Annotated in this window: 5 protein-coding genes, 2 pseudogenes and 1 riboswitch; of the genes and pseudogenes, 5 read left to right on the forward strand and 2 right to left on the reverse strand. The window is 75.1% G+C overall.

Annotated elements, in window-relative coordinates:
• Window positions 1–85 precede the first annotated feature (85 nt).
• A complete protein-coding gene (locus tag RKE29_RS25870) occupies window positions 86–679 on the reverse strand; it encodes an AAA family ATPase (protein WP_312008067.1) in 594 nt (197 codons plus the stop codon).
• A gap of 864 nt (window positions 680–1,543) precedes the next feature.
• Window positions 1,544–1,656: riboswitch (glycine riboswitch) on the forward strand.
• A gap of 165 nt (window positions 1,657–1,821) precedes the next feature.
• On the opposite strand from RKE29_RS25870, the gene gcvT reads away from it, so the two are divergent.
• The 5 genes and pseudogenes from gcvT to RKE29_RS25895 all read left to right on the forward strand — a co-directional run.
• Entirely contained in the window at window positions 1,822–2,949 is a 1,128-nt protein-coding gene (gene gcvT / locus RKE29_RS25875) for a glycine cleavage system aminomethyltransferase GcvT (protein ID WP_312008063.1), read from the forward strand.
• Between the two features lie 249 nt (window positions 2,950–3,198).
• A complete protein-coding gene (gcvH, locus tag RKE29_RS25880) occupies window positions 3,199–3,579 on the forward strand; it encodes a glycine cleavage system protein GcvH (protein WP_312008064.1) in 381 nt (126 codons plus the stop codon).
• A 34-nt stretch (window positions 3,580–3,613) separates the two neighbouring features.
• On the forward strand, window positions 3,614–4,879 hold the full coding sequence (gene glyA, locus RKE29_RS25885) for a serine hydroxymethyltransferase (protein WP_312008065.1): 1,266 nt from the start codon (window positions 3,614–3,616) through the stop codon (window positions 4,877–4,879).
• A 94-nt stretch (window positions 4,880–4,973) separates the two neighbouring features.
• Window positions 4,974–6,362, forward strand: coding sequence for an L-serine ammonia-lyase (locus RKE29_RS25890; protein WP_312008066.1), 1,389 nt, complete (start codon window positions 4,974–4,976; stop codon window positions 6,360–6,362).
• Window positions 6,363–6,770: 408 nt separating this feature from the next.
• Window positions 6,771–6,938: pseudogene (locus RKE29_RS25895) on the forward strand (pirin family protein); the annotation flags it as partial.
• Window positions 6,939–7,511: 573 nt separating this feature from the next.
• On the opposite strand, the pseudogene RKE29_RS25900 reads toward RKE29_RS25895, so the two are convergent.
• Window positions 7,512–7,875 (reverse strand): annotated as a pseudogene (locus RKE29_RS25900) (hypothetical protein); the annotation flags it as partial.

The raw sequence follows: 7,875 nt of genomic DNA on the forward strand, positions 1-7,875 counted from the left end.
CGACGCGGGCGGCCCGCACGCGCGCGGGCGGCGCCGCGCCGCGCCGATCGCATACGAACGATCACCGCGCCCCGGCCGGGCCGGGTCAGTCGAAGGCGATGCCGCGCAGCGCGCTCGCCGCCTCCCGGTCCAGCAGCAGTGCGGAGGCGCAGCCCGCCGGCGGCCGCCCGTCCTCGGCCGCCACCACCAGCCGCCGCACCGCGCGGCGGTGCCGCCCGAAGGCGTAGTCGGACACCGCCCGGCCGCGCGCCGCCTGGCCCTGCCGGGCGACCGCGGGCGGCACGTCCAGCAGCACCAGGTGCAGCCGGCGGCCGGTGCGGCCGGTGTGCCGGGCCAGGCAGCGGCGGACCCACGCGAGCGTGCCGCAGTCGTGCACCACGAGACTCGCGCCGGAGCGCAGCGCGCGGCGCAGGCCGGCGTAGTGGGCGCAGCGCACCAGCGGGCGGTAGAGCGCGTACGGCAGCCAGCCGGGCAGCCGCCGTTCCCACCGCTCGCGCGTGTCCTGCGAGTCGACCCGCAGCACGGCGCCGCCGACCGCGTCGCGGCCCGGGACGGTCCGCCGCATCAGGGTGCTCTTGCCGCTGCCCGGCAGGCCCGAGGCCACCAGCACGTCACCGGCCCGGTAGCGCAGCTCGCGCGGGCGGACGCCGCCCGGGGGCACGCCCCGCAGGTCCCACACGGCCACCGCGCCCCCGCGCAGGCGGCTCGCCCCGGCGGCGGCCGCGGGCCCGGTGCCCGGTGCCGCCACGTCCGTACGCCACCCCAGCACCGTGATCCTCCTCCCGTGGCCGGCCGCAGCGACCGGTGTTTCAAGAGTGCCAGGAAGAGCCGGGGAAGCGGGTGGCGCGGGCGCGGGACCGGCCACGTGGGGGGCGAACGCGGGCCGGGCGGGCGGCCGTCGGCCGATCAGGCGGACCGCCAGCCGGCGGACGGCCCGTCAGCCGACAGGCGAGGCGCCGTTCGGCGGGCGGCGTCCCGGGCCCGGCCGCTGACCGGACCGGGCCCGGAACCGCCGGAGCGGCGGCCGGACCCGACCGTCGGGAAGCCGACCACCGGCGAGCGGGCCGTCCGCCGGGGGCGGCGGCGGACCGCAACCCGACCGGGCGCCGAGCCGGACCGCGCGCCGGTAGGCGGCAGACCGGCGCCTCCGGCGGACGGCCCGGGCCTGACGCGGCGGAGACGCGGGCCGGACCAGCGGAGACCCGGGACCGGCTCCGGGGCCACCGGGCGGCGGCGGACCGTATCCGGGCCCGGCACCCAGCCGGACCCCACGCCGGACGGCAGCAGACCGGACGCCACCCGGGGGACACGGCCCGGGCCCGAAACGCGGCGGGAACCCGGGCCGGACCGGCGGGGACCGGGGGAGGGACGCGGCGGGGACCCAGACCCGGCCCACGCCCGGCGCCCGGCGCCCAAGCCGGCCCCGCGTCGGCCCGCCGCCCGAACGGGGTCCGGGCCCGGCCCGCGCCCCGGACCGGCGCCCGGGCGACGCTTTCCGGCCGATACATGCGATGATGAGCGCGTCAACTCCATACCGGCCGTTCGAGTCCGCGCGGGAGAGTCCCCCGCCCGGCGGTGCCCGCCACCGCCGCGCCAGGGGCGCCGAAGGAGCAAGCCCTCCCTTGAATCTCTCAGGCCCCGTACCGCGCGGGTGAGGCACATCTGAAAAGCGGGCCCCGGCGACGGGGCCCCACCCACGGTGCAAGCCGTGTCCCGGGCCGCCGCCGCGCGCGGCGGGTGCGGGGTCACGGCGAACCTCTCAGGTTCCGATGACAGATGGGGAGGACGTCCTCGCCGCCGTCTCGTCTGGAGCCCCGCCACATGACCGCACAACCGCGCGCGCCGCGCCGCACGCCCCTCGACTCCGTGCACCGCGCGCTCGGCGCCACCATGACCGACTTCGCGGGCTGGGAGATGCCGCTGCGCTACGGCAGCGAGCGCGAGGAGCACCAGGCCGTACGCACCGCCGCGGGCCTGTTCGACCTGTCCCACATGGGCGAGATCACCCTGACCGGGCCCGGGGCGGGTGCGGCGCTGGACCACGCGCTGACCGGGCACCTGTCGGCGCTCGCGGTGGGCCGCGCCCGGTACACCGTGATCTGCGGCGACGAGGGCGGCATCCTGGACGACCTGATCGTCTACCGCCTCGGCGAGCAGGAGTTCATGGTCGTGGCCAACGCGGCGAACGCCCAGGTGGTGCTGGACGAGCTGACCGCCCGCGCGGGCGGCTTCGACGCCGCCGTGCGCGACGACCGCGACGCGCGCGCCCTGATCGCCGTCCAGGGCCCGCGGTCGGCGCGTGTCCTCGCCGCCCTCACCGACGCCGGACTCGACGGGCTGAAGTACTACGCGGGCCTGCCGGGCACCGTCGCCGGGCGGCCGGCGCTGATCGCCCGTACGGGCTACACCGGCGAGGACGGCTTCGAGCTGTTCACCGCTCCGGAGGACGCCGAGCCCCTGTGGCGGGCGCTGACGGAGGCGGGCGCGGCGGACGGGCTCGTACCGTGCGGCCTGTCGTGCCGGGACACCCTGCGCCTGGAGGCGGGCATGCCGCTGTACGGGCACGAGCTGACGGCCGGCACCACGCCGTTCGACGCCGGGCTCGGCCGGGTGGTGCGGTTCGGCAAGCCGGGCGGCTTCGTGGGCCGGGCGGCCCTGGAGGCGGCGGCGCGGAGGGCCGAGGACGGGCTGCCGCGGCGCCTGGTGGGCCTGGTGGCCGCCGGGCGCCGCGTGCCGCGCGCGGGCTACCCGGTCGTCACGGCTGACGGCTCGGTGATCGGCCAGGTCACCTCCGGCGCGCCCTCGCCGACCCTCGGCCGGCCGATCGCCATGGCGTACGTGGACGCGGCGTACGCCGAGCCGGGCACGCCCGGGGTGGCGGTGGACATCCGCGGCAGCCGCGAGCCGTACGAGGTGGTGGCGCTCCCCTTCTACCGGCGCGAGCGCTGAAACCTCCGCCCGGCGCGAACGCCGCGGGGCCGTACGGCCGGCGGAACCGGCGGCTTCTGCGCGCGAGGGCGCCCAAACCCGCCGGGCCTTGCCCCGTACGGGTGAAACCCGCGGGCGGCCGGGGTACGGCCGCCCGCCGGCGCCGCCCCCGTCGGCCGCAGGCACCGGGACCCACTGGGCCGCCCTCCACCCGTCCCACCTGGCAAGACCCGTTTCCGGAAAGCCCATCCCCCTCAGGAGAATCCCGCCATGAGCAACCCCGAAGAGCTGCTGTACAGCAAGGAGCACGAGTGGCTGTCGCCCGCCGACGCAGGCGGCGTGGCGACGGTGGGCATCACCGAGTTCGCGGCCAACGCGCTCGGTGACGTCGTCTTCGCCCAGCTTCCCGACGTGGGCTCGGCGGTCACCGCGGGCGAGTCCTGCGGCGAGCTGGAGTCGACGAAGTCGGTCAGCGACCTGTACGCGCCGGTGTCCGGCGAGGTGACCGAGGTCAACGGCGCGGTGGCCGACGACCCGTCGCTGGTGAACTCCGCCCCCTTCGGGGACGGCTGGCTGTTCCGGGTGCGGGTCGCGGACACCCCGGAGGACCTGCTCACCGCGGCCGAGTACACCGCCTTCTGCGAGACCTGATCCTTAAACCCTTCGTCGATCGGTAGCTTTCCTGATGTCGCTTCTCAACAGCTCCCTGCACGAGCTCGACCCGGACGTCGCCGCCGCGGTCGACGCCGAGCTGCACCGCCAGCAGTCCACCCTGGAGATGATCGCCTCCGAGAACTTCGCCCCGGTGGCGGTCATGGAGGCCCAGGGCTCGGTGCTGACCAACAAGTACGCCGAGGGGTACCCGGGCCGGCGCTACTACGGCGGCTGCGAGCACGTGGACGTGATCGAGCGGATCGCCGTCGACCGGGTGAAGGCCCTGTTCGGCGCCGAGGCCGCGAACGTCCAGCCGCACTCGGGCGCGCAGGCCAACGCGGCCGTGATGCACGCGCTGCTGGAGCCCGGGGACACCATCCTGGGCCTGGACCTGGCGCACGGCGGGCACCTCACCCACGGCATGAAGATCAACTTCTCGGGCCGGCTGTACGACGTGGCCTCGTACCACGTGGACGGCGCGACCGGCCGGGTCGACATGGCCGAGGTCGAGCGGCTGGCCCGCGAGCGGCGGCCCAAGCTGATCGTGGCGGGCTGGTCGGCGTACCCGCGGCAGCTGGACTTCGCGGCCTTCCGCCGGATCGCCGACGAGGTCGGCGCGTACCTGATGGTGGACATGGCGCACTTCGCGGGCCTGGTCGCGGCGGGCCTGCACCCCTCCCCCGTGCCGCACGCGCACGTGGTGACCACCACCACGCACAAGACACTCGGCGGGCCGCGCGGCGGCGTGATCCTCTCGACGGCCGAGCTGGCCAAGAAGATCAACTCCGCGGTCTTCCCCGGCCAGCAGGGCGGGCCGCTGGAGCACGTCATCGCGGCCAAGGCGGTGGCCTTCAAGGTCGCCGCGAGCGAGGAGTTCGCCGACCGGCAGCGCCGCACGCTTCAGGGCGCCGCGCTCCTGGCCGAGCGGCTGACCCGGCCGGACGTGCGGGAGGCGGGCGTCGCGGTGCTGTCCGGGGGCACCGACGTGCACCTGGTGCTGGTGGACCTGCGCGCCTCCGAGCTGGACGGCCGGCAGGCCGAGGACCGCCTGCACGGGATCGGCATCACGGTCAACCGCAACGCCGTCCCCGACGACCCGCGCCCGCCGATGGTCACCTCCGGCCTGCGCATCGGCACCCCGGCGCTGGCCACCCGCGGCTTCGGCGCCGAGGCGTTCACCGAGACCGCCGACGTGATCGCCGAGGCGCTGAAGCCGTCGTACGACGCGGAGGCGCTGAAGGCACGGATCGCGGCACTGGCCGACCGCCACCCGCTCTACCCGGGCCTGGCCGGGTAGCGCAGGGCTGCCGGGTGCGGCCGGGGCCGCCGGGCCCCCGCCGCACCCGGCCGCACCACCCCCCACGAACCCCACCCCGCCGGGAGGCACCGCCGTGTCGGTCTCCGTCTCCGTCTTCGACCTGTTCTCGATCGGCATCGGCCCGTCCAGCTCCCACACGGTCGGCCCGATGCGGGCCGCGCGCGGCTTCGCCCACGCCCTGCGCGCGGAGGGCCTGCTGGCCCGGACCGGCTCCGTACGGGCCGACCTGTACGGCTCCCTGGGCGCCACCGGCCGCGGCCACGGCACGCCCAAGGCGGTCGTCCTGGGCCTGCTCGGCCACGCACCGGACACCGTCGACGTCGAGTCGGCGGACGACGAGGGGGCGGCCGTGCACGCGTCGGGCCGCCTGCGCCTGCTGGCCGCGGAGCCCGGGGACGCGCGGGAGATCCCGTTCGACGAGGACGAGCACCTGGTCCTGCACCGCCGCCGCAGCCTGCCGTACCACACCAACGGCATGACGTTCACGGCGTACGACGCCGAAGGGGAGCCCCTGCTGGCGAGGACCTCCTACTCGGTCGGCGGCGGCTTCGTGGTGGACGAGGACGCGGCGGCAGCAGGCGGCCCCGGCCCGGCCGCCACCCCGGTCCCGTACCCCTTCACCACCGGCGACGACCTGCTGCGGCTGACCCGCGAGACCGGCCTGTCGGTCTCGGCGCTGATGCTGGCCGACGAACGCGCCCGGCGCACCGAGCGGGAGATCCGCGCGGGCCTGCTGGAGATCTGGGAGGTGATGCGGGCCTGCGCGGCCCGCGGCCTGTCCCGCGAGGGCATCCTGCCCGGCGGCCTGAAGGTCCGCCGCCGCGCCGCCACCGCCGCCCGCGCCCTGCGCGCCGAGGGCGACCCGGCCCCGCGCGCCATGGAATGGCTCACCCTGACCGCCATGGCGGTCAACGAGGAAAACGCCGCGGGCGGCCGCGTCGTCACCGCCCCCACCAACGGCGCCGCGGGCATCATCCCCGCCGTCCTGCACCACTACACCCGGTTCGTCCCGGGCGCGGACGACGACGGCGTCGTCCGCTTCCTCCTCGCCGCGGGCGCCGTCGGCCTGCTCGTCAAGGAGAACGCATCCATCTCCGGCGCCGAGGTCGGCTGCCAGGGCGAGGTCGGCGCCGCCTGCGCCATGGCGGCCGCGGGCCTCGCGGAGGCCCTCGGCGGCTCCCCGGAACAGGTCGAGAACGCCGCCGAGATCGGCATCGAACACAACCTCGGCCTCACCTGTGACCCCGTCGGCGGCCTCGTCCAGATCCCGTGCATCGAACGCAACGGCATGGCGGCGGTGAAGGCGGTCACGGCGGCCCGGATGGCACTGCGCGGAGACGGGCGGCACCACGTGTCGCTGGACAAGGTCATCCGGACGATGAAGGAGACCGGGGCGGACATGAAGGCCAAGTACAAGGAGACGTCGCGGGGCGGGCTCGCGGTCAACGTGGTGGAGTGCTAGGGAAACCGGCTCTGACCTGCTGGTTCGTGCCTTTCACGGCTGTCGGTCCCTTCCCTGCTTGCACCGGGAAAAGTCCCCGGAAAGTCCCCCTGACAGAGCGGAAAGTCCCCGAAAAGTCCCCAGGAAATCCCCAGCGGATGGGCGTCTGACCAGCGACTTTCGAGGGTGTCGGCCCGGCGCCCCGGGCGTCCGCGTCCGCTCTGCGCCCGCCTCGGCGACGACTCGCCGAGGCGGGCGGGATGACCCCGGGGTCTGCATGGTGTGAACCGGGCACCTGTGTCATGACGAGACGATCAGTGATCGTGATGGCCGGTTCGGGTTCATGCGCCCGCACGGAGAGCAGGTCCAGGTGCGCCGAGTTTGCCGGACGGACCCCGGCGCACCTCCGCTCACGCGGAGAGTGCGACCGTCATCTGGTGGAACTTCGTCGGCCGTACCCACGACGACATCGTCCAGGCCCGCGAGGACTGGACGACGGGGGACCGCTTCGGCATGGTCGAGGGCGACGACGGCGACCGGCTGCCCGCCCCCGAGCTGCCGCACACCACCCTGAAACCGCGCGGAAACGCAGGTTGACCTGGTCTTATGCAGTCTTGGGGATGCTTGGCCAGACTGGTGAGCGCCTCGGCGGCCCGTCCTGCGGGGCGGGCTGCCGACGGGGGCGCAGACTGTGGTGCACGGGGTTGCGGGGCGAGCCGCGAGTCGCAGGTTCGGCCATCTGCGAGTAAGTCTGGCGGTCCTTATGCTGACCCGATGCTGACTTTGCTGACGGGTCATCACTATGGGGGTGGCGAGGTGAAAGGCTCTCCGTCGGTCCCCTGCCGTCGGATGCTCACAATCGACTACGGCGCCGCACCGGGCGGGCCGGGGAGGCAGGGATGCAGCGCCTCGGGCAACGTGATGAGGTAGGCCGCGCTCGGGCCGGGCCCACGGCCAGGAGGGTGATAGGGCCAGGCGGGACGACGTGGCGGCGCGGCCTGCTGGTGGCCTCCGTGCGGAGCGCGGCGCTGGCGGCGTAGAAGGAGGGCAAGTCGGAGCTGCTGGCGCTTGTGGCGAAGTTGAGCGCGAACGGTGCCTGATTGGGCACCGAATCCATGGCGGCAAAAAACGTGATCGGCTCGGGGGCTCTCGCGAAGATCCCGCACCTGTTCAATTATGAGAATCCGGCGGCAGTGGATTCTCCCTGAGCCAGCGCCGGATGGCCTCCGCATCCTTCCCACGCCCGAGTGCGTCAAGCACCACCGCGCGAAAGCGCAGCACAGCATGAAGCCGCAGCAGTATGGGGGGCATCGCGGCAACGTGACAGCGGTAGAGTTCCGCAGCCTCGCCCGTCGCGCGAAGTGTCCCGGGGAGATCGCCCCGCGCTCCGAGATGCAGGCCGAGGTTGGTCAGTGAGCCAGCGAGGTCGGGTTCGTGGGCGGCGGGGTTGTCGGCCGCCAGCCGACGGTAGATCTCCACCGCCTGCTCCTCAGCGGTCAGGGCCTCCCCTAGTACTACAGCCGGTGGTTCGCGT

The sequence above is a fragment of the Streptomyces sp. B1866 genome (genome assembly GCF_031932565.1).
Lineage (GTDB): Bacteria > Actinomycetota > Actinomycetes > Streptomycetales > Streptomycetaceae > Streptomyces.